The organism is Pseudomonas sp. AK106 (genome assembly GCF_053903055.1).
On sequence record NZ_CP096426.1, the window covers coordinates 91,238 to 115,000 of the forward strand.

The window sequence follows — 23,763 nt, forward strand, 5'->3', positions numbered from 1 at the left end:
TGCGAGGGGATTTGTATGCTGAACGGCCTATGGCTTGGGTTTTTCGTGGTCGCGGCGATATCTGCGCTGGCGCAATGGCTGGTCGGGGGCAATGCCGGCGTTTTTGCCGCCATGGTCGAGAGCATCTTCGCCATGGCCAAGTTGTCGGTGGAAGTCATGGTGCTGTTGTTCGGCACCCTGACCCTGTGGCTGGGCTTTCTCAACATCGCCGAAAAGGCCGGGATCGTCGACTGGCTGGGCAAGGTCCTGGCGCCGCTGTTTCATCGCCTGATGCCCGAAGTGCCGCGCGGCCACCCGGCGCTGGGCCTGATCACCCTCAACTTCGCCGCCAACGCGCTGGGTCTGGACAACGCCGCCACGCCCATCGGCCTCAAGGCCATGCGCTCGCTGCAAGAGCTCAATCCCAGCAAGACCATCGCCAGCAATGCGCAGATCCTTTTTCTGGTGCTCAACGCCTCTTCGCTGACGCTGCTGCCCGTGACCATCTTCATGTACCGCGCCCAGCAAGGCGCGGCTGACCCCACCATGGTGTTCTTGCCGATCCTGCTCGCCACCAGCGCCTCGACGCTGGTCGGTCTGCTGTCAGTGGCGTTCATGCAGCGCCTCAAGTTGTGGGACCCGGTGGTGCTCGCCTACCTGATCCCCGGCGCGTTGCTGCTGGGCGGCTTCATGGCCGTACTGGCCGGGTTGTCTGCCGCTGCGCTGTCGAGCCTGTCGTCGGTGCTGGGCAACGTAACGCTGTTCGGCATCATCATGCTGTTCCTGGTGGTTGGCGCGCTTCGCAAGGTGAAGGTGTACGAAACCTTCGTTGAGGGCGCGAAGGAAGGCTTCGACGTCGCCAAGAACCTGCTGCCCTATCTGGTCGCGATGCTCTGCGCTGTTGGGGTACTGCGAGCATCAGGCGCGCTGGATCTGATTCTTGAGGGGATTCGTCACGGCATTCAATGGATGGGCATGGACACCCGTTTCGTCGATGCCCTGCCGACTGCACTGGTCAAGCCGTTTTCCGGCAGCGCGGCGCGGGCGATGCTGATCGAGACCATGAAAACCCAAGGCGTCGACAGCTTCCCGGCCCTCGTTGCGGCGACCATTCAAGGCAGCACCGAAACCACGTTCTATGTACTGGCGGTGTATTTCGGTGCCGTGGGCATCCAGCGCGCGCGACACGCAGTGGGCTGCGCGCTGCTGGCCGAATTCGCCGGTGTGGTCGCTGCGATTGCCGTCTGCTATTGGTTCTTCGGCTCGGCGGTGTAACGCCTCTCGCCCTGCTCAACGGTCCACTGCAACACTTGGGCGGCCAGGGTATCGCTGGCCTGGCCGAACGCCGAGACCACCGCCGGCACCTGCTTGTCGGCCACCGGCTGATGCACTTCAAAGCGCCGACTCGCCACAATCCGCTGGCGATCGTCGACCAGCCGCGCATCAAGGCGGATCACCACTTCAATGGCGGTTCCCCGATACTCGCTCTGGAACGCCTGCAACTCCGCGCCCAATTCATAATCAGCCTGCAGATTGCTGTCATCAGTGCTGATCGACTGCACTCGCCCATCGCGATAGAAAGCATCGGTCAGACGGTTGCGCAGCAGGACCGGCGCCGGATCACTCCAGCGCGCGCCCTTGTAGCTGCTGATCACATTGCCCTGGGGGATGACGGCGATGCGCGGGCTGTCCAGTGTCTCGCTGGACTTGGGCCGTACCACCCGCAAGGACCACGACACGGGCGACGTCCCTTTGCTCGCAGGCAATGCCGTTGGCAACCGGTAGACGTCTGAAGGCGCTTGCTCGGGGAGGATCGAGCAGGCGCCGAGCGACAACAGCGTTGCCGCCAACAACAGCCGAGTAATGGATTGACCGACACGCCTCATGGCTCGAACTCCTTATTCTTCTCGTTGCCCAGCAAGTAGCCGCTCGGGTTGGCATTCAGGCTGCGCGAGATGGTTTTCAGTGAGCTGAGGGTCTCACGCAGCTCGCGGATTGCCGGGCCCAGTTCGCCCAGCCCTTGCAGCCCCTCGTTCACCGAATTCTGGTTGTTCTTGAGCAACACATTGATGGTATTGCTGCTCTGTTCGAGGGACTTCATCGCCTCTTGTGCGCTGGCGATGGTTTGCCTGCCATCGCTGGTCAGCAGCTGGTTGGCGTTGCGCATCAGCGTAGAGGTTTGCTCCAGGGTCGCGCCGGCCTGCTTGCTCAGGAGCGTCATCTGCTTTAAGGCCTGACGAATGTCGTCGCGCTGATCGGAGATCGCTCCAGTGGTTTGCTCCAGATGCTGCAACGTGCGCGACAGCGTCTCCACGTTATTCGAAGAAAACATCGCGTTGGCGTTATGCAGCAATGTGTTGGTGCCGCTGAGCAAGTCGTCGCTGTCGTTCAACAGGCGGGAGATGGGCGACGGCGAGGCGATGATCACTGGCAGGTTGCCGCCCTCGCCTTTCAACGCCTCGCTTTGCGGTGTGCCACCGCTGAGCTGGATGAGCGATGTACCGGTGATGCCGGCCAGTGCCAGTTTTGCGTAGGTGTCACGCTTGATCGGGGTTTCCCCGGCAACACGGATCTGTGCCAGCACCCGGCGCGGGTCCTGGGGATCGAGGCGCAACTGCACGACGTCACCGACCTTGATACCGCTGTACTGCACCGGACTGCCGCGAGACAAACCGGTCACCGCCTCGTTGAAGACAACCTGATAGTCCTTGAAGGCCGAGTCGACGCTGGATTTCGCCAGCCACAGACCGAACAGCAGTGCGGCGGCGACCACGATGACCGTGAACAGACCGATCAGAACGTGATGGGCGCGGGTTTCCATCATGAGACCTCGTGTGGGTAAGTGGCCGCTGAATAGGCCGAGCGGCCGCGCGGGCCATGGAAGTATTCGTGAATCCACGGGTCTTTGGTCGCAGACACCCTGTCGATGCTGTCCGCGACCAGTACACGCTTCTGCGCCAGCACGGCGACGCGGTCGGTGATTGTATAAAGCGTGTCGAGGTCGTGGGTGACCATGAACACGCTCAGTCCCAAGGCGTCGCGCAGCGTCAGGATCAACTGGTCAAACGCGCCGGCGCCGATCGGATCGAGCCCGGCAGTGGGTTCGTCCAGAAACAGAATGTCCGGATCCAGCGCCAGTGCTCGCGCCAGCGCCGCGCGCTTGATCATGCCACCGGAGAGCGACGCGGGGTATTTATGAGCCGCTGACAGCGGCAGTCCGGCCAGCGCCATTTTGATCCCGGCCAGATGCTCGGCTTCCTCCCGGCTCAGCCCGGCGTGTTCGATGAGCGGCAGCGCGACGTTCTCCGTAATGGTCAGCGAAGAGAACAGCGCGCCTTTCTGGAACAGGACACCGAAACGTCGTTCAACCTGTGAGCGCGCGTTGTCGGGCAGATTCAGCAAATCCTGACCCAGCACACGGACGCTTCCTGCGGCAGGCCTTTGCAGCCCGACAATGCTGCGCAGTAACACCGACTTGCCGGCGCCGGAGCCGCCCACCACGCCAAGGATCTCTCCGCGATACAGATCCAGATCGAGGTTCTCGTGCACCACTTGCGGGCCGAAGCGATTGCTCAGGCCGCGAACCTCAATCACCGTCTCGACGGGTTGTACGCAGCGGCGGGTCACCAGCCAATCTCCATGCAGAACATCGCGATTAAGGCGTCCAGCACGATGACCACGAAAATGGACTGCACCACGCTCGAGGTCGTGTGAGCCCCGACCGATTCGGCGCTGCCCTCGACCTTGAAGCCTTCCAGGCACCCAATGGCGGCGATGAAGAACGCAAATATCGGCGCTTTGGCGATACCCACGAGGAAGTGCTGCACGCCGATATCGGCCTGCATCAGCGACAAAAACATCGCTGGCGAGATGCCCAGCGACAGAGCGCAGACCACGCCACCACCAACAATGCCGCAGATCATCGCGAGAAAGGTCAGCATGGGCAGTGAGATAAGCAACGCAAGCACGCGGGGCAGCACCAGCAGTTCTGTAGGACTCAGCCCCAGGGTTTGCAGCGCATCCAGCTCCTCGTTGGCTTTCATCGAGCCGATCTGCGCGGTGAATGCGCTGGCCGTACGACCGGCGAGCAGGATGGCGGTCAGCAACACGGCGAATTCCCGCAGGAATGAGAAGCCGATCAGGTCAACGGTGAAAATCGTCGCGCCAAAAGCCTTTAGCACCGTGGCGCCGAGAAAGGCCACCACGGCGCCAACCATGAACGTCAGCAGCGCCACAATGGGTGCTGCGTCCAGACCGATTTGCTCGATGTGGGCGATAACGGATGTGGTGCGCCAGCGCCGAGGGCGAAACAGCGTAGAAGCGAAGGTCTGCAGGATGAGCCCGATGAAGCCGAGCAGTTGCAGCGTATCCTTCCAGATCACCTCCACCGCCGCGCCAATTCGCGCCAGCAGCTGCATGCCCACGGCCGCTTCGGGCTCTCGGACGGGCTGGCAGTAGTCAGCCAGTGCGCTCTGGATGGTCTGCATCAGCGCGCGGCTGGATTCCGGCAGGTTGGGCGCTTGCACGGCCAGCAAACGCAGGCGCTGCACGCCGAGCAGCTCTACCAGCAACGACGCGCCAGCGGTGTCTAGCGCGCCGAGCTCATCCATGTCCACGAGGGTGGTTGGGCCGAATCCGGCGCTTAATGCGTCGGTCTGGCGCTTGAGTTCGCGGTAATGCGCGAGCGTCCAGTCTCCGGCGATCCGCAACTGAGCCGGATTGCTCGAAGTGTCCATCAACACGCGCCCTGGATCCTTGGGCGCGGAGGAAGCCTGCGTGGTCAGTGGGGTCATAGCGACGAGCTTAGTTGGTGTTGGCCGGGGCAGACGGGCTCTCGGCTGGCGCGCTGTCCGCGGGTTTTTTCGCGTCCGAGTCATCCGGAGCCGCAGCGTCGGTGCCTGGCTTCAGGCCTGCGGGCTTGATCTTGTTGCGAGTGACGGCCGGCTGGTCGCGCTCAGTGACGTCAAAGCGCAGCACACCGATCATCTGCCCGTCCTCAGTGAGCACCCTCACCTGCCATTTGCCGAGCACGTCCGGCGGGAAATTCTGCTTGTGCGTCCAGGCCCGATAACCTTCCTCACGGCCGCCCTTGATGTCTAGAGCAATACGCTCCACTTCCTCGCCGTTGTGGCGCCACACGTGATAAATCCGCTCGTTCAGGCCGCGCGGGGCGTTGATCGATGTGTAGGCGTAGAGACCGGCACTGCGCAGCTGGTTGACGCCGATTTCCTGAATACTCTCGCCGGGGGTCCGATTCTGGTTATCGAAGCGCGTGCTGATCGCCGCCTCGGTCAGCCAGAGCGTCGCCGGCGGTACCCAGAATCGTGCCATCCAGCCTACCCCTCCGATCGCCAGCGTCATCGCCACCAGGCCAACGCCGCGTTTCCAGCTGTTGATCGGATAACCCGACGCCAGGCTCGGGAACGACAGCAGCATCGCAATGCCCAGCGCCAGTTTGTAGCTCTCGGCGGTGGTCAGGTGAACGATGATCGGCAGCGCCGTGAGCAATGCGGCAAACAGCGTCAGGGTATGCAGCGCCATGAACGCCCAGCGGCGCGGGGCCAGCCATTTGTAGTACAGCGGGTCGATGATCGAAATCAGTCCTGCAGCCCCGAGCAGCCCCGTGAACGCCAGCTGTCCGCTGTACCACGTGGTCGTCACGAAAAAGAACGGCAGCACGAAAAACAGGCTTTCCTGGTGGATCATCTGGGTGGCGTAGCGCAACAGCGGCTGCGGTATCTCTCGCTTGAACATCTTCGCGAACAGGGCGACGGCGCTGTTTTCCACCATCAGCCAGATCCAGCTCACCAGCAGAATGACCGCAATCCATGTGGCCAGCTTCGCCTGTCGATCCACCAGAATGAAGCTGCCAATGCCTGAACAGAACCCGAAGAACGCAATCAGCCCGGGGTAGCGCTTGATGAACTCCAGCACGCGCTGGACCAGCGAGTGGTGAATGATTGCGTTAATGTCCGGCATCGTGGCGCGTCGCTCTTAGGTATGGGTCTGGATCTGGGTGAATAAAAATAACCAAAATTGGACGGCGCCCACCGCGACGAAATTTTTAACGCCACGCGCCTCGCTTATAAAGGCCGCTTCTTGTAAACCCGCCACCGCCAAAGAATCAGCAGCGCCACCAGCGCTGTCAGCAGGCATCCGACAGCGTACAGCTCATCGTAGCTGAGCAGTGGCTCTTCAACGCGAAGATACCCGGGTTGCGCCAGCAGTTGACGCATCGCCTGATTGGCCAGATCCAGGCTTACACCACGGGTCCGCCTGGCCGGGTCCTGGAAACGACCATCGTCGTAATCATTCAACGCACCCCAGTAGTAGTCGGCCAGCGCGCTATTGCCCTGAACCGCCCAGGCCTGCCTGGCAATGGATGCCTGCTGCAGCCGCGCAAAGGTCGCCGGGTCCATGCCTTCCTTGCGCAGCCGCTGGAGCATCGAACGCACGGCGGCGGTGGCCGAATCGACGTCTTCGCGGTTCAGGTCGGCGTTGAGGCTGAGAAAACCGGTATCCCCGAACGCTTCGCGATCAGCCCATGGACCGTAGGAATAACCCTTGTCCAGACGCAGTTCGCTGTACAGCGCCCAGTCCAGATAAGCCTTCACCAGATCCCAGGTTTCATCGTGCTGCTCGCCCATGTCCGGCTCGGGGAACAGCAGATGCAGCTTCGCGCCATCGCCCAACGCGCCGCGGATCAGCGTCCGCTCAGGCTCGGCCTTTTCGGTCATCGAGCGAAGCGGCGGATGTTCGGTTGGATCGACCGCATTAAGCTGGCCGAAGGTGCGTTCCAGATACGCCGGCAGCAACTTGTCGAGTTCGCCCACGATGATCAGCGTCATGTTGTTGGAGGCGTACCAGTTGTCGTGGATATGCTCGACTTGCTCCAGCGTGAGGTGATCAACCTCGGCCCGCTCCGGGCATTTGAGGCCGAGCTCCACGGCAAGCTGGCTGCTAGCGCTGTGGCCCAGATCGCGTTTGTCCAGCCAGCGTTGCAAATGCGAATAATGGCCACCGTCTTCACGGGCGACGATGCGCTTGGCAGTGTCCAGATTGGCCTGATTGATTTGCGTGTGGGTCAGCAGATTGAGAAGAAGATCGAGCACCTTGCGCTGGTTTTGCGCCGGCGCCTCGATGACAAACGTGGTGTCGGTGTTGCTGGTGAACGCGTTCCACTCGCCGCCCAGTGCCTGCATCTGCTGCTCAAGGCCGCCCTCACCGCTGTTGTCGATCCCGCTGAAAAGCAGATGCTCAAGCAAGTGCGGCAACTCTTTGTCTTCGCATTTGAAGTCATCGAAGCCAATACCCACAACGAGACGAATAGAGACGTGACCTTTGTCCGCAGGCTTTAGCAGCAACTGCAAACCGTTGGGCAGCACATAGCCCTCGACCTGAAACCGGTCAAGGGCCATGGAAGAAAGGGATGTCAGAACCAGACAAACGAACAGCAGGCAACGCATAAAAACGGGCTTCCTTGCGGGCCGGTATGTGTAACAGACTTCGCAGCGGCCCCTGCGTTCACCACGATTAATCCGCGTTGCCCTCGCTGGACAAGGCGCCTGTGTCAGTGGTTTCAAGGACCGCGTAGGCGCTGCTGCAGAACAGCGAGTTCAAGCGTTTCATGTCGGAAATCAGCTCCAGGTGCAGGGAACTGGTCTCGATGCTCTGCACGATCTTGCGTTGCAGCCTGCTGACATGGGCGTGGGCCAGGCGCCGCTCCTGTGCCCTGAAACGACGTTTCTCGCGCAACAACTGGCGCGCGCTTTCCGGGTCGCCGCTGAGGAAGACCGACAGGCCAAGACGCAGATTTGCCATCAGTTGCTCGTGCAGCCCGGACAGTTCTTCCAGGCCGACGTCGGAAAACGACCGGCGCTGCGACGTCTTCTGCTGCTGGACCTTGCGCAGCATGCGCTCGATCAGCCCGCTGGCCAGCTCCAGGTTGATCGCAAGCTCGATGATCTCGGCCCAGCGGCGATTGTCCTGATCGCTGAGGTCGTCGCGGGGCATCTGCGCCAGGTACAACTTGATGGCGTTGTAGAGCACCTCGACATCATCGTTGAGCCGACGCACTTCCTGAGTGACCGCCGTCTGGTTGCCACGCAGCACCTCTTGCATGGCATTGAGCATGCTGTCGATCAGATCGCCCATGCGCAGGGTTTCGCGCACGGCATTGGCCAGCGCCAGGCTCGGCGTGGCGAGTGCGGTCAGGTCCAGATGGCGAGGCTTGGTCTGACCGTTGATCTCGGCCTGCTGCGGCAGAATCGACGCGCACAGGCGCCCCATCGGTCCTACCGTCGGCAGCATGATCAGGCAACGCAGCGAGTTGTAAATCACGTGGAAGCTGATGACCAGGCTCGACGGGCTGACGTTCAGCGTGTCCATCCAGGCCACCAGCGGGGTCAACACCGGAGTGATCAGCAACAGGCCGATCAGCTTGTACAACAGGCTGCCCAGCGCCACTTGCCGGCCGGCCACGTTTTGCATGCTGGTGCTGAGAAATGCCAACAGGCCGCTGCCGATGTTGGCGCCGATCACCAGGCCGATTGCCACCGGCAGGCTGATGATCTCCGCGCCTGCAAGCGTCGCGGTCAGCAGCACCGCCGCAAGGCTTGAATACGAGATCAGCGCGAACATGGCCCCGACCAGTGCGTCCAGCAGAAGGTCGCCCGTCAGTGACGCGAAAAGCACTTTCACCCCGGCGGCCTGGGTAATCGGCGCGGCGGCAGTGACGATCAACTGCAAGGCGAGAATGATCAGGCCCAGCCCGATGCCGACACGGCCCAGTTGGCCCACACGGGTTTGTTTGCGCGACAGAAAGAAGACCACGCCCAGAAAAATGAGCAGTGGCGACAGCCACGACAGGTCGAATGTCAGGATTCGCGACATCACCGCAGTACCGACGTCGGCACCGAGCATAATGGCCAGCGCTGGCGTCAGGCCCATCAAGCCCTGGCCGACAAAGGACGTCACCAGCATCGCAGTGGCGTTACTGCTTTGCACCACGGCGGTGACCAAAATCCCCGCGACAAAGGCCAGCGGGCGTTTGGACATGTTCTGGCCAATGACCCGGCGCAGCTGCGAGCCATAGACGCGCAGAATGCCGGTCCGAACGATGTGTGTGCCCCAGATCAATAGCGCGACGGCGGAAAGCAAATCGAGCAGGGTCAGCATATGGAGAGCCCCCTGTAGGTTGCCCATCGGGCAAAGTTAAAAGGTCCAGCGTGTAGCGAGCGTAAGCGCTTGAGGTGCATCAACAGCGCGCTCAACTAAGCTTTAGTCGGCCTGTGGCCTTAATGCCAGCATGGCACAGCGGATTATTTCTTGAAACAAATCTGTAATAAATCAGGTGTTTGGACGCAGCACCTTCACGCCTTGCCAATAAAAAACGGGGCATTCACAGCCCCGTTGCTTTGACGTCTGTGCGGCGGACGTTATTGACCCGGCACGTCTTTGTGAAGTTTCACCGGGTCCTGCATCTTGCGCTTCTTCGCCATCGACGTGCGCATCTTGATGTTGATCGCTTCGACCGCCAGCGAGAACGCCATGGCGAAGTAGACGTAGCCCTTCGGCACATGCACATCGAACGACTCGGCAATCAGCACGGTACCCACGACGATCAGGAACGACAGCGCCAGCATCTTCAGCGATGGGTGCTTCTCGATGAAGTCGCTGATGACGCCCGCGCACAGCATCATGATCAGTACCGCCACGATGATCGCCGCGACCATCACCGGTACATGGGACACCATACCGACAGCGGTGATGACCGAATCCAGCGAGAATACGATGTCGATGATTGCAATCTGAAGGATGGTGTACAGGAACATGCCGCCCTTGCCTTTCGGCTCGTCCAGCGACTCTTCCTCGCCTTCCATGCCGTGATAGATCTCCTGCGAGCTCTTCCACAACAGAAACAGACCACCGAAGAACAGGATCAGGTCGCGTCCGGAAATGCCCTGCCCCCATACCACGAACAGGTCGTCGGTGAGGCGCATGACCCAGGTGATCGACAGCAGCAGCAGAATCCGCGTCACCATCGCCAGCGCCAGACCGAAGATACGGGTGCGCGGCTGCATCGCCTTGGGCATGCGGCTGACCAAGATCGAGATCATGATGATGTTGTCGATGCCCAGCACGATTTCCAGGGCAGTCAGCGTGAAGAAAGCAACCCAGATCTCAGGGTTGGTCAGCCATTCCATTACGTATTCCTTTAAGCGTTCGTATTCCCGCTGGCGCGGCGGCGCCAGAGGGAGCGTTGAGTTGCGTTATAGACTGCTGAAGAACGGGAAAATCCCCATCAGCAGCGCAGCGATCAGAATGCACACGCACACCAGCACGGCCCATTTGAGGGTAAAGCGCTGGTGATCACCGAACTCGATGCCCGCCAGTGCCACCAGCAGATACGTCGACGGCACCAGCGGACTCAACAGGTGGACGGGCTGGCCGACGATCGAGGCACGTGCCATTTCCACCGGGCTGATGCCGTAATGCGAAGCAGCTTCGGCGAGGACCGGCAGCACGCCGTAGTAGAACGCATCATTGGACATGAAGAAGGTGAACGGCATGCTGACAACGGCAGTGATCACGGCCAGGTAAGGGCCCATCGCGTCCGGGATCACTGCCAGCAGGCTCTTCGACATCGCGTCGACCATTCCGGTGCCGGACAGGATACCGGTAAAGATCCCCGCAGCAAAAATCAGTCCGACCACCGCCAGCACGCTGCCGGCGTGGGCCGCTACGCGGTCTTTCTGCGCTTGCAGGCACGGGTAGTTGACGATCATGGCGATACTGAATGCGATCATGAATAGCACCGGCAGTGGCAGCAAGCCCATGATCAGCGCGACCATCAATACCAGCGTCAGAGCAGCGTTGAACCAGATCAGCTTGGGACGACGGGCTTCGGGAAACTGCGAAACGCTGATGTCGCTGTGGTCGACTTCGTCACCGGGCAGGTGCAGTTCACCCAGGCGCGCACGCTCGCGTTTGCCGTAGAAGTAGGCGATCACCAGGATTGCCACGACGCCCGCCAGCATTGCCGGAATCATTGGCACGAAGATGTCGGATGGATCGACATGCAGGGCGCTCGCCGCACGCGCGGTCGGGCCGCCCCATGGCGTCATGTTCATCACGCCGCCGGCCAGAATGATCAAGCCGGCCATGATGCGCGGGCTCATGCCCAGACGGCTGTACAGCGGCAACATGGCGGCCACGCAGATCATGTACGTCGTGGCGCCGTCACCGTCCAGCGAGACAACCAGCGCCAGCACCGCCGTACCGACCGACACCTTTACCGGGTCGCCCTTCACCAGCTTGAGGATCTTGCGCACGGCCGGGTCGAACAGCCCGGAGTCGATCATCAGTGCGAAATAAAGGATGGCGAACATCAGCATCACGCCCGTTGGCGCAAGCTTGGTGATGCCCGCAAGCATCATTGGGCCGATTTCCGAGGCGAAGCCTCCGAACAGGGCAAATACGATAGGAACGATGATCAAGGCAATCAGCGCTGACAGGCGCTTGCTCATGATCAGGTACATGAAGGCGACGACCATGGCGAAGCCGAGGAAGGTCAACATAGCAATACTCCAGCGTTACGCGGCGGGGAACAGACGAGACGAATCGATCAGCTCAAAACGAGCAGCGCGTGGAGTCGGGGATTACGGAGGGGGTACTGCAGGGCACATGCAAGCATCGGGAATCACCTAATTGTTGTTGTAGATGGGCCGGAGAACGTCAAGCGCGTTCGTCCTGGCCGACCGGTCTGTCGCCGGCGGTGAGGTGATGCTAAACGGGGAAGCTTTCAGCCAGCTTTCGCTGCACTTCGCGAGTTGACGATCGGGAATTTGAGTTATCGACCTCGGATGCGGTCAGACCCCTACATAACCTGGAGAATGCTCATGAGTGAATTGCATACCGGTGGATGCCATTGCGGCAATCTGCGTTACCAACTCGATGGCCCCGTGGATGACGTTGCCCACTGCCACTGTTCGATTTGTCGGCGCACGTCAGGCGGCATCGTGATGACGTGGACCAGCGTGCCGGTCGAAGCCTTCAAATGGCTGGCGGGCAGTCCCACTACTTATGATTCAGGTGCGACGTGTGTGAGGTATTTCTGCAATAACTGTGGGGCGCAGATCGCACTGTTCAGCCGCAACAGTCCGGAGACCATGGACGTGACCATCGCGACTCTTGATCATCCGGAGCTGACGCCTGCCGATCGACACATCTGGACCCACGGCCGCCTGCCCTGGCTGCACTTGGACGAGCATTTGCCGGGTGAGCCCGGGGAAACTGCCTGAATCATTGCGGGCCGTGCCGCTGCGCAACGATCAAGGCAGCTCCAGCCCGCCCGCTGCCTTGTGCAATGCCCGCAGGTGCTCGCCGACCTGCTTGAGGTTGTCTTCGGTCGCTGCAATCTCGGCGGCGCGGTCGGGATCAAGCAGCGCCCTCACCTCTGTGTCTAGATCGCCGCTGAGCCGTTGCAGCTGTTTCTGCCGCTGGCTGCTCTCGTTTTCCAGACGCTCCCACTCGCCTTCCTGCGGCAGACCGTAGCCGCCGCTGCCGAGCAATTCTGCGGGGCGACTCAAAAATCCGCTGTTGGCCAGAATATCCTGCAGCGTGCCGGTCGCTTTGGACACGCCGTTGTCCTTCTGCTCCACGGCACTGAGGTATCGCTGCTTGACCTCATCCTGCGCCAGCAATAATTGACGACGCAGCCCGGCCTGCTCCAACAGCAACATTGCAGCGCTGGTGCGCAAATCGGCCTGCGCAAAGTAAGGGCGTCGCTCTTGCGGTGTCAGAGCCAGCCAGTCTTCCACTGTGGTTTGCTTGACGCTGGTGGTCTTGCGCAGCACATCGAACATCGCCTGATAACGGTCGCGGTACGAGTCGAAGCGGTAGCCCATGCGCAGCGCTTTCTTGGGATCGTCCAGCACGCTGGTCTCCGCCAGCCCCCTGCCCTTCAGCACTTCCAGAAGTCCGTTGGGCATGATGCTGTCCAGCCCGACAAGCCGCGGATCGTTAGTGCCACTGCGCAGCAACTTCAGGTTTTCCACCGCGCAGTTATTGGACAGGAACCAGTAATCCCCGTCATAGGCCCAGTGCATCTCCGCAGCGTGCTGAACCAGACCGTTGATCTCTTCACGGGACAGTTTCAGCGGGACCGAGGCCAGGCCGCGCAGTTCGGTCTTGGTGTACTCATCGATCACCTGACCCAGCGGCAGGACAAACAGGCGCGACGGATACTTGCCGGTCAGGCCGCTCCAGCTGGACAGTTGCAGGTCGTTGACAAAAGCGCGATACGACAGCACCAAATGCTGATCAAGGTCGAGTCGGCAGTCGGGGCCACGCGGGCGACCGGGCTTGCAGATCACCAGCCGCAACATGCTATGGCCCCAACGGCTCGCCAGATTCTGGTTGGCCTCGGCCAGCAGGTAATCGACTTCGTACACCCGCTCGGGGTCGAGCTTGCCCAACGGCTGTCGGGCGAAGTCGTTTCCGGCGTTGAGGTAAGGATAGGACGTCGGACACTGATCCTTCGTCGCGGGCGCCCAGTCGAAACGAGCCTTGTAATAGTCGTACAGCGCCGGACGGCGACAGGCGTAGGCGGGATCGAGGAGGAAATACTCCATGTTCACCGCAACGAATTCCAGCGGGCTGCTGATTTCGTAGATGTCGGGGCTGCGCGCGACCTGGCCATTGCGCTCTTCCCTGTCACCGCGGCGGCCGACGTATTGCGGCCATCCCGCCAGATCCAGAAGGCGCGGATCATCACTCAACGTGAAGCGTCGGTCGGTCTGCCCCCGGCAACTGTCACGCAGGCCGACTTTGCCCACGCTCTTGCCCTGCCGGGTACACGCGACAATCAGCTTGCGGTCTTCAGTGGACCAGAGCTGCGCGTGATCATAAATGTGGGTCAGCTCATGCAGCACCGTGGCGAGCATTTCTTCGCGCACGGTGCCATGAGGACGGTTGGTTCGGGTCGTTGCAGCGCTGCCGTCGGTCAGGCCTGCGAGCAGGTGCTGATTCAGGTCCAGACGGTAAGGGCCGTCTGCACGACCGTAGGCATTGGACGGCATGTCGTCGGTCCAATGCACTTCGACCTTTCTATCAAGCTTGCTGACAAACAGTGGCGGCAGGTGCGCCATGGCTTCGTCGAGCAATGTCTGGCTGGCCTTTTGTTGAGCAGGACTGAGCCCGTCGGTATGCAGCGACAGGCTGAGGTCGGCGAAGGCGCTCGTGCAGATCAGCGTGAGCGCCGACGTCAGCAGCCAGACAGCGAGGTGTTTCACAGTGCGAGGATGGCCTCGGCGAGGTCCTGATCGCTGGCGTTGCGCGCTTCAGGCAAACGATCGCGCAATGTCATGAAGGCTGCGTCCAGCAGTGCGCCATGGATATCACCGTTGCTGGCGACGTAGCTGGCGGCGTCGTCACGGGCTTCAAGCACGAGTTTCCAGTTGCGCACGGATGAGGTGGTGTCGGAGGTGAAATCGATGCTGCGGCCGAGGGCGCGAACGACGATGTTACTGGTGGCCTTGAGGGTTTGCGCCTGTGCCATGTCAGTCAGCAAGAGCAGGCCGAGGGCGGCAGCGATCAACGGGGTACGCATGGAACGTCTCCAAAATACGGAAGTTACAAAAAAGTGACTATTGGACGAGGATTGCCTGCGCCAGTTCAAGGTCGCTTGCATGAAGTTTTGGATGGGATTGACGCAGGTACGCCAGCGCCGATTCCAGTCGTGCTCCTCGCAGTTGGCCGTCACTGGCGACAAACACTGCAGCATCATCCTGGGCGGCAATTATCAACTTGCTATCGAACGGCCCTGTCGTCACCTGGCTGGTGGCGTATCCGGTTTTGACCAGGCTCTGTGTGGTCACGTCAAACGCCAGAACCTGAGTGGAAATACTCAAGGTGGCGATGACGGCAAGCACTGGGCGAGACAACGGATGCATGGCTATTCAGGGCTGTTCGGGGTCTGCGGTATGGGTTGCAAGGCTAGCGCAACACCCGGGCCAGAGCTAGTGCAAAGGCCCGGGCGTGGGCTGGATAAATCTGTCGCGGTACTGAATCAGATGGCAAGAATCGCCTGCGCCAGTTGCGCATCCGACGCTTGCAGGCCCGGTGCAACCTCGCGGATGTGTTGCAAGGCGCCCTGAAGCTTCACGCCACGGATCTCGCCTTCGCTGGCAACGAAGCTTGCAGCGTCGTCGCGGGCGGCCAGGACGATCTTGTCGTCATGAAAGGAGGAGGAAATTTTTGACGTGGCATTGGACGAAGCATCGAGCGCACGGACAATGGTGTCGGTGGTGACCACGAAACTGGAAGCCTGGGCTCCAGTGGCGGCAACGATCAGGAAAGCGGCACTTAACAGACGAACGCGGGACATCATGTAGGCACTCCAAAATAACGGGATTCGAAAACCACTGACGCTTAAATCGGAAGCTCAGCGATAGCTGTCTCGCGAGTGCGTGCTCAAGGTGGCGCAAGATTAGCTTATAAGCGGGCGCGCGAACCATCCCGGCCTTATGCCAGTTGCCGCGATACAGCCAATACCTGCCTAAATCGCCCGTAACTATTAGGCTGTATGGGTGTTTTGAAAAGGTTGTGGAAACTGTACTGGTTGGGGTTGCCTTGCTATTTCTCCCGGCCTGAAGCGACAAAACCCGTCAGCAGTAACCTGCTGACGGGTTTTGTTTGAACAATTCAGGATGCTGGTGAGAGGCACGTAGCCTGCGACCAGCAGACGCTAGATTAGCGCCAGAACGGCTTGCTCAGCTCTTCGTAACGCTGGGATTCGCTGATACCGGCGTCAGCCAGCAAGCGTGCATCCAGACGAGCCAGCTGATGACGGCTGGACAGGCGACGCTGCCAGAGCATCAGGTTGGCGAACATGCGCAGCGGCAACGAGGCTTGTGCGGTTTTTGCGGTGTCTTCGTAGAACAGTTCGGAACTGACGGTGCGTTCCATGATGCTTCTTCCTTCCGCTTGTGGCGGGATTAGAGAGTGACTTGATTGGTGACAATATTCCTCTCATTGCCCTTCTCTCGCTAGACACAGTTCATTTGTATTGTGCTGCTCCAGTTAACTGTTAAAGACCACTGTTTTGTTCGGAAGTGGGGCAACTGTACGGGTCTGCACCAGAAGTGTGCTTTTTGGATACTCGCACGGATGATTTGCGGTTTTACATCAGCCAAATCACCCGTACAGCAGTACAGTTTTTGCCGGATTTGCGTTCAGTTCGCGAACTGTGACGACGAAAGGTCGCCGCCACGTTGAAACTGTGTGTTCAGATCGCCAACATGCGGCCGGTTTCTTCCAGGTTCAGGTGCCAACTGAGTGCGTCGCGCAGAACGTGCGGAGTGTGACCGCCAATTGCGCAGGCGCGGCGGAAGTAGTCATTCAGCGCCTCGCGATAGGCCGGGTGCACACAGTTGTCGATGATGACCCGGGCGCGTTCGCGGGGCGCCAGGCCGCGCAGGTCTGCCAGTCCGATCTCAGTCACCAGAATGTCCACGTCGTGCTCGGTGTGGTCTACATGGCTGACCATAGGCACCACACTTGAGATCGCCCCGGCTTTGGCGATGGACTTGGTCACGAAAATGGCGAGATGGGCGTTACGCGCGAAATCCCCCGAACCCCCGATCCCGTTCATCATCCGCGTGCCACCCACGTGTGTGGAGTTGACGTTGCCGTACAGGTCGAACTCCAGGGCGGTGTTGATACCAATAATGCCCAAGCGGCGGACAACCTCTGGATGGTTCGAGATTTCCTGAGGCCGCAATAACAGTCTGGATCTGTACTGCTCGAGGTTTTCATAGACCGCAGCATGCTTACGTTCCGACAGCGTCATGGAGCAGCCCGAAGCAAAATCCAGCTTGCCCGCCTCGAACAGGTCGAACGTTGAGTCCTGCAGCACTTCCGAATACATGGTCATGCCATGAAAGGGCGAATCGATCAGCCCTGTCATGACGGCATTGGCGATCGTGCCTACCCCGGCCTGCAGCGGCATCAGCTGATTGGTCAGGCGGTTCAGCCGCACTTCGTTCTTGAAAAACTCGACCAAGTGGCCCGCGATAGCCTGAGTGTCGGTGTCTGCCGGCAATACCGTCGACGGCGAGTCCGGTTGATTGCTGATCACGATCCCCACGATCTTGGCCGGATCGATCTTCACGGCCTGGCTGCCGATTCGGGTGTCCGTCTTCAGCACCGGGATCGGCAGGCGTGTTGGTCGGTAAGTGGGTATATAGATGTCATGCAGTCCCTCGAGCTCCAGAGGCTGGGCGAGGTTGATCTCGATGATCACGTGTTCGGCAAGGATGGCGAAGCTCGCCGAGTTGCCTACGGACGTGCTGAGCACCAGGTGCCCTTCCTCGGTGATCGCCACACATTCAATCACGGCGATATCCACGGCCTTGATCTGGCGATTGCGCAACTGCTCGACGGTGTCCGACAGATGCTGGTCGATGAACATCACGGTGCCGTCGTTGATGGCCTTGCGCAGGGTGCTGTCGACCTGAAACGGCATGCGCCGGGAGAGCACGCCGGCTTCGGTGAGTTGCTTGTCCAGATCGTTGCCCAGGCTGGCGCCCGTCATCAGGCTGATCTTCAGCGGAACTGTCTTGGCGCGTTCAGCCAGCGCCTGGGGCACGGCCTTGGCTTCGCCGGCGCGGGTGAAGCCGCTCATGCCGACGGTCATGCCGTCCTTGATCAAGGAGGCGGCGTCGGCCGCGCTCATTATCTTGCTCATCAGCGAGGGCAGACGGATTCGTTCACGGTGCATGTTGTTTGATCTCATGACAAAGATGCGTGAGCGAAGTCTAGAGAGTTGAAGCTTGTTCGTCCCGCTACCAAGGTCGCAATAAAGGCTCTAATTAGCGCCTCTGCGCGAGAAACACTTTTACCCAGGCTGTAAAAAACCCTCGACCACTGCCTGCGCCGAGGGTTGTTTTATTGCGGTTTGCAGCGGTTATTCGATCGCTTTGACCATGTCCTCGATAACCTTTTTGGCGTCACCAAAAACCATCATGGTTTTGTCCAGATAGAACAGTTCGTTATCCAGGCCTGCATAGCCGCTGGCCATGGAGCGCTTGTTGACGATGATGGTCTTGGCCTTGTACGCCTCAAGGATCGGCATGCCGGCAATCGGCGACTTTGGATCGTTCTTGGCCGCCGGATTGACCACATCGTTGGCGCCAAGCACCAGGACGACATCCGCCTGACCGAATTCGGAGTTGATGTCCTCCATCTCGAACACCTGATCGTAAGGCACCTCGGCCTCCGCCAGCAGTACGTTCATGTGCCCCGGCATCCGACCGGCCACCGGATGGATCGCGTACTTCACCGTGACGCCCGCGTGGGTCAGCTTTTCGGTCAGCTCTTTAAGCGCGTGTTGGGCTCGAGCGACTGCCAGCCCGTAGCCCGGCACGATGATCACGGTATCAGCGTTGGTCAGCAGGAAGGTCGCGTCGTCAGCCGATCCCGATTTGACCGGGCGGGCTTCCTTGGTGCCGCTCGCGGCACCGGTATCTGCTGCGCCACCAAAGCCGCCACCGATCACGTTGAAGAACGAGCGGTTCATCGCCTTGCACATGATGTACGACAGAATCGCGCCGGAGGAGCCAACCAGCGAGCCGGCGATGATCAGCATCGAGTTGTTCAGCGAGAAGCCGATACCCGCTGCTGCCCAGCCTGAGTAACTGTTGAGCATTGACACCACGACAGGCATATCTGCGCCCCCAATCGGGATAATCAGCAGCACGCCAATTACGAAAGCCAGGATCAGCATGATGCTGAACGCGAACAGGCTGCCGGTCAGCATGAACGTGATACCGAACAGTAGCGTCGCCAGACCCAGAATCAGATTGAGCTTGTGCTGACCGGCAAACTGCACCGGTGCGCCCTGGAACAAGCGGAACTTGTACTTGCCCGACAACTTGCCAAAGGCGATAACCGAACCCGAGAAAGTGATCGCGCCGATTGCCGCGCCAAGAAACAGCTCAAGGCGGTTGCCCGCAGGAATCGGATCGCCCAGGTGGTGAACGATGCCCAGCGACTGTGGCTCGACCACGGCAGCTATGGCAATGAACACGGCTGCCAGACCAATCATGCTGTGCATGAAGGCGACCAGCTCCGGCATCTTGGTCATCTCGACGCGCTTGGCCATTATCGAACCGGCAGTGCCACCGACCAGCAGACCGATAAGGATGTAGCCGATGCCTGCGCTGGCACCGTCGGTGGACAACGCGGCCAGTTTGAAAACCAGCCCGATCGTGGTGAGAACAGCCAGCCCCATGCCGAGCATGCCGAACAGGTTGCCTCGACGCGACGTGGTCGGGTGAGACAAGCCCTTCAGCGCCTGGATGAAGCAGATGGCCGAGACCAGGTACAGCAATGTGACGAGGTTCATGCTCATTACTTGGCTACCTCGTCTTTTGCCTTGGGCGCTTTCTTTTTGAACATCTCCAGCATCCGCCGGGTGACCAGAAAACCGCCGAAGACGTTAACGGCGGCCAGCGCGACGGCCAGCGTGCCCATGGTTTTGCCCAGTGGCGTTACTGTCAGCGCTGCGGCCAGCATGGCGCCGACGATGACGATGGCCGAGATAGCGTTAGTAACCGCCATCAACGGGGTATGCAGCGCAGGCGTCACGTTCCAGACCACGTGGTAGCCGACATAAATGGCCAGCACGAAAATGATCAGGTTGTAGATACCGGGTGAGATGAACTCTTCCATTATTTTTATCCTCAGCCGTTCTTGCGGATGACTTGGCCATAGCGGCACATAAGGCACGCGGCAACGATGTCGTCTTCGAGGTTGATCTGGAACTGTCCTTCCTGGTTGAAGAGCAGCTTCATGAAGTCCAGCAGGTTGCGTGCATACAGAGCAGACGCATCCGCCGCGACCATGGCAGGCAGGTTCGTGTGGCCGACGATGGTTACGCCGTGCTCGACTACCACTTGGTCGGCCACTGTCAGCGGGCAGTTGCCGCCCTGCGCTGCAGCCAGATCAATCACCACCGAGCCGGGTTTCATCTGCGCGACCGTTTCAGCACTCAACAGCACCGGCGCTTTGCGACCGGGAATCAGCGCCGTGGTGATCACGATGTCCGCCTGCCTGGCGCGCTCATGCACGGCCACTGCCTGACGCTGCATCCAACTGGCCGGCATCGGGCGGGCGTAACCGCCGACGCCCACGGCAGCCTCGCGCTCTTCGTCTGTCTCGTACGGCACGTCGACGAACTTGGCCCCTAGCGACTCGATCTGCTCCTTGACGGCCGGACGTACGTCGGAAGCCTCAATGACCGCACCCAGACGTTTGGCAGTGGCGATGGCCTGGAGCCCCGCAACGCCCGCGCCGAGAATCAGCACCCGCGCTGCTTTCACCGTACCGGCCGCTGTCATCAGCATGGGCATGAAGCGTGGGTAGTGATGCGCTGCCAACAGGACAGCCTTATAGCCGGCAATGTTGGCTTGGGAAGACAGCACGTCGAGGCTTTGCGCGCGCGAGGTGCGTGGCGCCGCTTCGAGGGCAAAGGCGGTGATCCCGCGCTCGGCCAGCCTGGTGATCATGTCGTTATTGAAAGGATTGAGCATCCCGACAACTACTGCGCCGTTTTTGATCAGCGGGAGTTCAGCGTCGCTGGGAGCGCAGACCTTGAGAATGAGTTCGGCACCGAATGCATCGGCGGCGCTGCCCACCAAGGCGCCTGCTGCCTCATAGGCACTGTCGGTCACGCTCGCCGCAATGCCCGCGCCGTTCTGAACAGTTACTGTGTGGCCTTGGGCGATGAGCTTTTTGATGGTCTCGGGAGTGGCGGCGACCCGGGTTTCACCAAGCTGGGTTTCGAGGGGGACTCCAATGTGCACGTCAAATCTCCTGCGTGATCTTATTGTCTTTAATGAGGCCAGCGCGCTAGGGCCCGGGGGCTGGAATTGCGATCACTACGCCCGTTAAAGCAGCCGGGCGCGGCATTTTGCAGGGGATGTCAGAGGCCTTCAAGGGTTTCTGTAACTGAACGAAAAATGTACTACAAGTCACCCTGTGACCGTTTGACGCACTAAGTCGCACAAGTGTCTGATGCTAATGATCTTTTATGAATTTTGAGTCCGCAGATAGCTTCCGACGACGAGGTTATCAAATGACCTAAAAACAGGCTGGAGGGCTCTATTCGTATGACTATTGGGGCGTTAGGGTCTGAGCTGAGAGGTGTGTAGTAAATGCGACAAATCAGGATATCTGTAGGTTTTGAGGTGTGAGCACTACATGAAATCTTCAAGACGCAGATGAGCGTTTAAGGCAGCGAGTAAGTGTCGGCCTGTTGAATCAGCCAGTCGCGAAACGCTTTCAGGGACGCCGATTCCGTTTTGCGCTCCGGAATCATCAAGTAGTACGCCTTGGTGCTCGAGAGATGGTGCGGGTTGGCAATCACCAGGCGCTTCTCGGCCAGTTCATGCTGAATAAGAAACGGCGGGATGAGCGCCACACCCATGTCGTGCATGGCGGCCTGCGCGAGCATTGAGAATAGCTCGTAACGGGGGCCTGTCATGTCGCGGGCCACGCCCATGTCCAGCGAGTTGAACCATTGCCTCCAGGCGTACGGCCGAGTGGTCTGTTGCAGCAGCGGCATCTCAGCCAGTTCTTGAGCGCTGATGCTGTGGCGTCCTCCAAGCAGCACGGGGCTGCAGACTGGCATCGGGTTTTCGCCCATCAGTCTGTGGGATTCGGTACCGGACCAGTCAGCATCCCCAAAATAGATCGCCGCGTCGAATTCGGTGTCCGCGAACAAAAAGGGGCGCGTGCGGTTGGTCAGGTTAATAGTGACGTCAGGGTGTTTCTTCTGAAAATCCTTCAGGCGCGGCAGCAGCCACTGCGTGCCGAATGTGGGTACCACCGCGAGTTCGATCACATTGACGCCCTGATGACCCATCACTGACAGGGTGTCGCGTTCAACGGCATCGAGTTGCGTCGCAATGCGTCGGCTGTAGGAAAGGCCTGCCTCTGTGAGCTTTACGCCCCGTCGCGAGCGCCGGAACAGGCCGACATTCAAGAACTCTTCCAGGCTGGCGATCTGTCGGCAGATCGCGCTCTGGGTCAGCGAAAGCTCTTCGGCCGCCTTGGTGAAGCTTTCGTGCCGCGCCGCTGCCTCGAAGCTTACCAACGCAGCGGTGCTAGGGATTTTACGGCGCATGTACCTTTGCCTCACACGGAAGGGCGGACAGACTGCTAATTGGTGTGCTTCGGAGTGAGAAATTAGCACAAGATGATGCGAAATCGTCGTTTGCTCCTTTGAAGGGTTCAGGCCTAGGCTCGCTCCATTACTTTTCCGGCAGGTCCGGAAGCGCATTGGGTGAGGAGAGAATCATGAGCGGCAAGGCAAGTTTCAGTTGGATCGATCCCCTGTTGCTGGACCAGCAACTCACCGAAGAAGAGCGCATGGTCCGCGACAGCGCCGAGCAGTTCGCCAGCGACAAACTGGCGCCGCGTGTGCTTGAGGCCTTCCGGCATGAAAAGACAGATCCAGCGATCTTCCGCGAGATGGGTGAGATAGGTCTTCTCGGAGCCACGATCCCGGAGCAGTACGGCGGTAGCGGTCTGAACTACGTGTGTTACGGCTTGATCGCTCGCGAGGTCGAGCGCGTTGATTCCGGCTACCGCTCGATGATGAGCGTGCAGTCCTCCCTGGTCATGGTGCCTATCAACGAATTCGGCACTGAAGCGCAAAAACAGAAGTACCTGCCAAAACTCGCCTCCGGTGAATGGATCGGTTGCTTCGGCCTCACCGAACCCAATCATGGTTCGGATCCGGGCGCGATGATCACCCGCGCGCGGACCGTCGAAGGCGGCTATCGACTGACCGGTAGCAAAATGTGGATCACCAATAGCCCGATCGCCGACGTGTTCGTTGTCTGGGGCAAAGATGACGCTGGGGACATCCGCGGCTTCGTATTGGAAAAAGGCTGGCAAGGCCTGACTGCTCCAGCGATTCACGGCAAAGTCGGCCTTCGCGCTTCGATCACCGGCGAGATCGTGATGGACAACGTGTTCGTGCCGGAAGAGAACATCTTCCCGGACGTCCGTGGTCTAAAAGGGCCTTTCACGTGCCTGAACTCCGCCCGCTACGGCATCTCTTGGGGCGCCTTGGGGGCTGCCGAGTTTTGCTGGCACACCGCGCGTCAATACACGCTGGACCGCCAACAGTTCGGCCGTCCGCTCGCAGCTAATCAGCTGATTCAGAAAAAGCTCGCAGACATGCAGACCGAGATCACGTTGGCGCTTCAAGGCTGCCTGCGTCTTGGCCGGATGAAGGACGAGGGCACCGCAGCCGTGGAAATCACCTCCATCATGAAACGCAACTCCTGCGGCAAGTCGCTGGACATCGCGCGTATGGCCCGTGACATGCTGGGCGGCAACGGCATTTCTGATGAGTTCGGTATCGCCAGGCATCTGGTCAACCTGGAAGTGGTCAATACCTACGAAGGTACTCATGATGTCCATGCGCTCATCCTGGGGCGCGCGCAGACCGGCATCCAGGCCTTCTATTAAGGAGCCTGCAATGGGCGCTTTATCGCATTTGCGTGTGCTGGACTTGTCTAGGGTGCTCGCCGGCCCGTGGGCAGGACAGATTCTTGCTGACCTGGGTGCGGAGGTGATCAAGGTCGAGCGCCCGGGCAATGGCGACGACACGCGCGCCTGGGGACCGCCCTTTCTGAAGGATCCGCGCGGAGAAAACACGTCCGAAGCTGCCTACTACCTGTCTGCCAACCGTAACAAACAGTCCGTCAC

General features: G+C 60.0%; 23 protein-coding genes (1 of these 23 running past the window's edge). 4 read left to right on the forward strand and 19 right to left on the reverse strand.

Annotated elements, in window-relative coordinates; genetic code table 11:
* Window positions 1–15 precede the first annotated feature (15 nt).
* The gene (locus M1E04_RS00430; protein ID WP_065987917.1) at window positions 16–1,254 is read left to right on the forward strand and encodes a nucleoside recognition domain-containing protein; all 1,239 of its coding nucleotides are present in this window, start codon (window positions 16–18) and stop codon (window positions 1,252–1,254) included.
* On the opposite strand, the gene M1E04_RS00435 is transcribed toward M1E04_RS00430, so the two are convergent.
* The 9 genes from M1E04_RS00435 to M1E04_RS00475 form a co-directional block, all read right to left on the reverse strand.
* The gene (locus tag M1E04_RS00435; protein WP_456292210.1) at window positions 1,227–1,865 is read right to left on the reverse strand and encodes an ABC-type transport auxiliary lipoprotein family protein; all 639 of its coding nucleotides are present in this window, start codon (window positions 1,863–1,865) and stop codon (window positions 1,227–1,229) included. The genes M1E04_RS00430 and M1E04_RS00435 overlap by 28 nt on opposite strands.
* Window positions 1,862–2,800, reverse strand: a complete 939-nt coding sequence (locus tag M1E04_RS00440) for an MlaD family protein (RefSeq protein ID WP_369320030.1) — start codon at window positions 2,798–2,800, stop codon at window positions 1,862–1,864. The genes M1E04_RS00435 and M1E04_RS00440 overlap by 4 nt, the downstream gene beginning before the upstream one ends.
* Complete coding sequence (locus tag M1E04_RS00445) at window positions 2,800–3,606, reverse strand: ABC transporter ATP-binding protein (protein WP_065987911.1); 807 nt, start codon at window positions 3,604–3,606, stop codon at window positions 2,800–2,802. The genes M1E04_RS00440 and M1E04_RS00445 overlap by 1 nt, the downstream gene beginning before the upstream one ends.
* Entirely contained in the window at window positions 3,603–4,772 is a 1,170-nt protein-coding gene (locus M1E04_RS00450; protein WP_456292211.1) for an MlaE family lipid ABC transporter permease subunit, read from the reverse strand. Before M1E04_RS00450 ends, M1E04_RS00445 begins: the two co-directional genes overlap by 4 nt.
* 10 nt (window positions 4,773–4,782) lie before the next feature.
* Window positions 4,783–5,958: a DUF5924 family protein gene (locus M1E04_RS00455; protein ID WP_410929780.1), complete on the reverse strand. Its 1,176-nt coding sequence runs from the start codon at window positions 5,956–5,958 to the stop codon at window positions 4,783–4,785.
* Window positions 5,959–6,062: 104 nt separating this feature from the next.
* On the reverse strand, window positions 6,063–7,445 hold the full coding sequence (locus M1E04_RS00460; RefSeq protein WP_296307511.1) for a M16 family metallopeptidase: 1,383 nt from the start codon (window positions 7,443–7,445) through the stop codon (window positions 6,063–6,065).
* 67 nt (window positions 7,446–7,512) lie between these two features.
* Complete coding sequence (locus M1E04_RS00465; protein ID WP_065987902.1) at window positions 7,513–9,156, reverse strand: Na/Pi cotransporter family protein; 1,644 nt, start codon at window positions 9,154–9,156, stop codon at window positions 7,513–7,515.
* Between the two features lie 260 nt (window positions 9,157–9,416).
* Window positions 9,417–10,184 carry a TerC family protein gene (locus M1E04_RS00470; protein WP_065987900.1) on the reverse strand — a complete coding sequence of 256 codons (768 nt, stop codon included), beginning with the start codon at window positions 10,182–10,184 and terminating at the stop codon, window positions 9,417–9,419.
* A gap of 66 nt (window positions 10,185–10,250) precedes the next feature.
* Window positions 10,251–11,558 (reverse strand): CitMHS family transporter, encoded by a 1,308-nt coding sequence (locus M1E04_RS00475; protein ID WP_065987898.1) that lies wholly within the window; start codon window positions 11,556–11,558, stop codon window positions 10,251–10,253.
* A gap of 321 nt (window positions 11,559–11,879) precedes the next feature.
* Here M1E04_RS00475 and M1E04_RS00480 point away from each other — a divergent pair, with 321 nt between their 5' ends.
* Window positions 11,880–12,281, forward strand: a complete 402-nt coding sequence (locus M1E04_RS00480; protein WP_456292212.1) for a GFA family protein — start codon at window positions 11,880–11,882, stop codon at window positions 12,279–12,281.
* Window positions 12,282–12,311: 30 nt separating this feature from the next.
* Here the strand turns inward: M1E04_RS00480 and M1E04_RS00485 are convergent, their stop codons facing one another.
* The 10 genes from M1E04_RS00485 to M1E04_RS00530 all read right to left on the reverse strand — a co-directional run bounded on the left by M1E04_RS00485 (window position 12,312) and on the right by M1E04_RS00530 (window position 22,168).
* A complete protein-coding gene (locus M1E04_RS00485; protein WP_456292213.1) occupies window positions 12,312–14,273 on the reverse strand; it encodes a DUF7844 domain-containing protein in 1,962 nt (653 codons plus the stop codon).
* Window positions 14,270–14,590 carry a DUF2388 domain-containing protein gene (locus M1E04_RS00490; protein WP_065987895.1) on the reverse strand — a complete coding sequence of 107 codons (321 nt, stop codon included), beginning with the start codon at window positions 14,588–14,590 and terminating at the stop codon, window positions 14,270–14,272. The genes M1E04_RS00485 and M1E04_RS00490 overlap by 4 nt, the downstream gene beginning before the upstream one ends.
* Window positions 14,591–14,627: 37 nt before the next feature.
* Window positions 14,628–14,933 (reverse strand): DUF2388 domain-containing protein, encoded by a 306-nt coding sequence (locus M1E04_RS00495; RefSeq protein WP_192130536.1) that lies wholly within the window; start codon window positions 14,931–14,933, stop codon window positions 14,628–14,630.
* 116 nt (window positions 14,934–15,049) lie between these two features.
* Window positions 15,050–15,367, reverse strand: a complete 318-nt coding sequence (locus M1E04_RS00500) for a DUF2388 domain-containing protein (protein WP_133774179.1) — start codon at window positions 15,365–15,367, stop codon at window positions 15,050–15,052.
* 365 nt (window positions 15,368–15,732) lie between these two features.
* Window positions 15,733–15,948: a DUF1127 domain-containing protein gene (locus M1E04_RS00505; protein WP_093466716.1), complete on the reverse strand. Its 216-nt coding sequence runs from the start codon at window positions 15,946–15,948 to the stop codon at window positions 15,733–15,735.
* A gap of 319 nt (window positions 15,949–16,267) precedes the next feature.
* Entirely contained in the window at window positions 16,268–17,761 is a 1,494-nt protein-coding gene (locus M1E04_RS00510; protein ID WP_192130535.1) for an acetyl-CoA hydrolase/transferase family protein, read from the reverse strand.
* Between the two features lie 186 nt (window positions 17,762–17,947).
* A complete protein-coding gene (locus tag M1E04_RS00515) occupies window positions 17,948–19,393 on the reverse strand; it encodes an NAD(P)(+) transhydrogenase (Re/Si-specific) subunit beta (protein ID WP_456292214.1) in 1,446 nt (481 codons plus the stop codon).
* On the reverse strand, window positions 19,393–19,713 hold the full coding sequence (locus tag M1E04_RS00520; protein WP_065987890.1) for an NAD(P) transhydrogenase subunit alpha: 321 nt from the start codon (window positions 19,711–19,713) through the stop codon (window positions 19,393–19,395). The genes M1E04_RS00515 and M1E04_RS00520 overlap by 1 nt, the downstream gene beginning before the upstream one ends.
* Before the next feature lie 11 nt (window positions 19,714–19,724).
* Window positions 19,725–20,846, reverse strand: coding sequence for a Re/Si-specific NAD(P)(+) transhydrogenase subunit alpha (locus M1E04_RS00525; protein WP_456292215.1), 1,122 nt, complete (start codon window positions 20,844–20,846; stop codon window positions 19,725–19,727).
* 425 nt (window positions 20,847–21,271) lie between these two features.
* Window positions 21,272–22,168: a LysR family transcriptional regulator gene (locus M1E04_RS00530; protein WP_410929788.1), complete on the reverse strand. Its 897-nt coding sequence runs from the start codon at window positions 22,166–22,168 to the stop codon at window positions 21,272–21,274.
* 173 nt (window positions 22,169–22,341) lie between these two features.
* Here M1E04_RS00530 and M1E04_RS00535 point away from each other — a divergent pair, with 173 nt between their 5' ends.
* Window positions 22,342–23,523: an acyl-CoA dehydrogenase gene (locus M1E04_RS00535; protein WP_192130531.1), complete on the forward strand. Its 1,182-nt coding sequence runs from the start codon at window positions 22,342–22,344 to the stop codon at window positions 23,521–23,523.
* 10 nt (window positions 23,524–23,533) lie between these two features.
* On the forward strand, window positions 23,534–23,763 hold the 5' end (the start) of the coding sequence (locus tag M1E04_RS00540) for a CaiB/BaiF CoA transferase family protein (RefSeq protein ID WP_369320015.1). The gene runs 991 nt beyond the window's last position; only the first 230 of its 1,221 coding nucleotides appear in the window; its start codon is at window positions 23,534–23,536; the stop codon falls past the right edge of the window.

Coding starts and splice junctions, on each gene's coding strand:
- M1E04_RS00435 (WP_456292210.1), bottom strand. CDS start 1,865: ATGAGGCGTGTCGGTCAATCCATTACTCGGCTGTTGTTGGCGGCAACG.
- M1E04_RS00515 (WP_456292214.1), bottom strand. CDS start 19,393: ATGAGCATGAACCTCGTCACATTGCTGTACCTGGTCTCGGCCATCTGC.
- M1E04_RS00450 (WP_456292211.1), bottom strand. CDS start 4,772: ATGACCCCACTGACCACGCAGGCTTCCTCCGCGCCCAAGGATCCAGGG.
- M1E04_RS00440 (WP_369320030.1), bottom strand. CDS start 2,800: ATGGAAACCCGCGCCCATCACGTTCTGATCGGTCTGTTCACGGTCATC.
- M1E04_RS00460 (WP_296307511.1), bottom strand. CDS start 7,445: ATGCGTTGCCTGCTGTTCGTTTGTCTGGTTCTGACATCCCTTTCTTCC.
- M1E04_RS00465 (WP_065987902.1), bottom strand. CDS start 9,156: ATGCTGACCCTGCTCGATTTGCTTTCCGCCGTCGCGCTATTGATCTGG.
- M1E04_RS00500 (WP_133774179.1), bottom strand. CDS start 15,367: ATGTCCCGCGTTCGTCTGTTAAGTGCCGCTTTCCTGATCGTTGCCGCC.
- M1E04_RS00495 (WP_192130536.1), bottom strand. CDS start 14,933: ATGCATCCGTTGTCTCGCCCAGTGCTTGCCGTCATCGCCACCTTGAGT.
- M1E04_RS00520 (WP_065987890.1), bottom strand. CDS start 19,713: ATGGAAGAGTTCATCTCACCCGGTATCTACAACCTGATCATTTTCGTG.
- M1E04_RS00455 (WP_410929780.1), bottom strand. CDS start 5,958: ATGCCGGACATTAACGCAATCATTCACCACTCGCTGGTCCAGCGCGTG.
- M1E04_RS00475 (WP_065987898.1), bottom strand. CDS start 11,558: ATGTTGACCTTCCTCGGCTTCGCCATGGTCGTCGCCTTCATGTACCTG.
- M1E04_RS00470 (WP_065987900.1), bottom strand. CDS start 10,184: ATGGAATGGCTGACCAACCCTGAGATCTGGGTTGCTTTCTTCACGCTG.
- M1E04_RS00505 (WP_093466716.1), bottom strand. CDS start 15,948: ATGGAACGCACCGTCAGTTCCGAACTGTTCTACGAAGACACCGCAAAA.
- M1E04_RS00535 (WP_192130531.1), top strand. CDS start 22,342: ATGAGCGGCAAGGCAAGTTTCAGTTGGATCGATCCCCTGTTGCTGGAC.
- M1E04_RS00490 (WP_065987895.1), bottom strand. CDS start 14,590: ATGCGTACCCCGTTGATCGCTGCCGCCCTCGGCCTGCTCTTGCTGACT.
- M1E04_RS00510 (WP_192130535.1), bottom strand. CDS start 17,761: ATGCACCGTGAACGAATCCGTCTGCCCTCGCTGATGAGCAAGATAATG.
- M1E04_RS00430 (WP_065987917.1), top strand. CDS start 16: ATGCTGAACGGCCTATGGCTTGGGTTTTTCGTGGTCGCGGCGATATCT.
- M1E04_RS00530 (WP_410929788.1), bottom strand. CDS start 22,168: ATGCGCCGTAAAATCCCTAGCACCGCTGCGTTGGTAAGCTTCGAGGCA.
- M1E04_RS00480 (WP_456292212.1), top strand. CDS start 11,880: ATGAGTGAATTGCATACCGGTGGATGCCATTGCGGCAATCTGCGTTAC.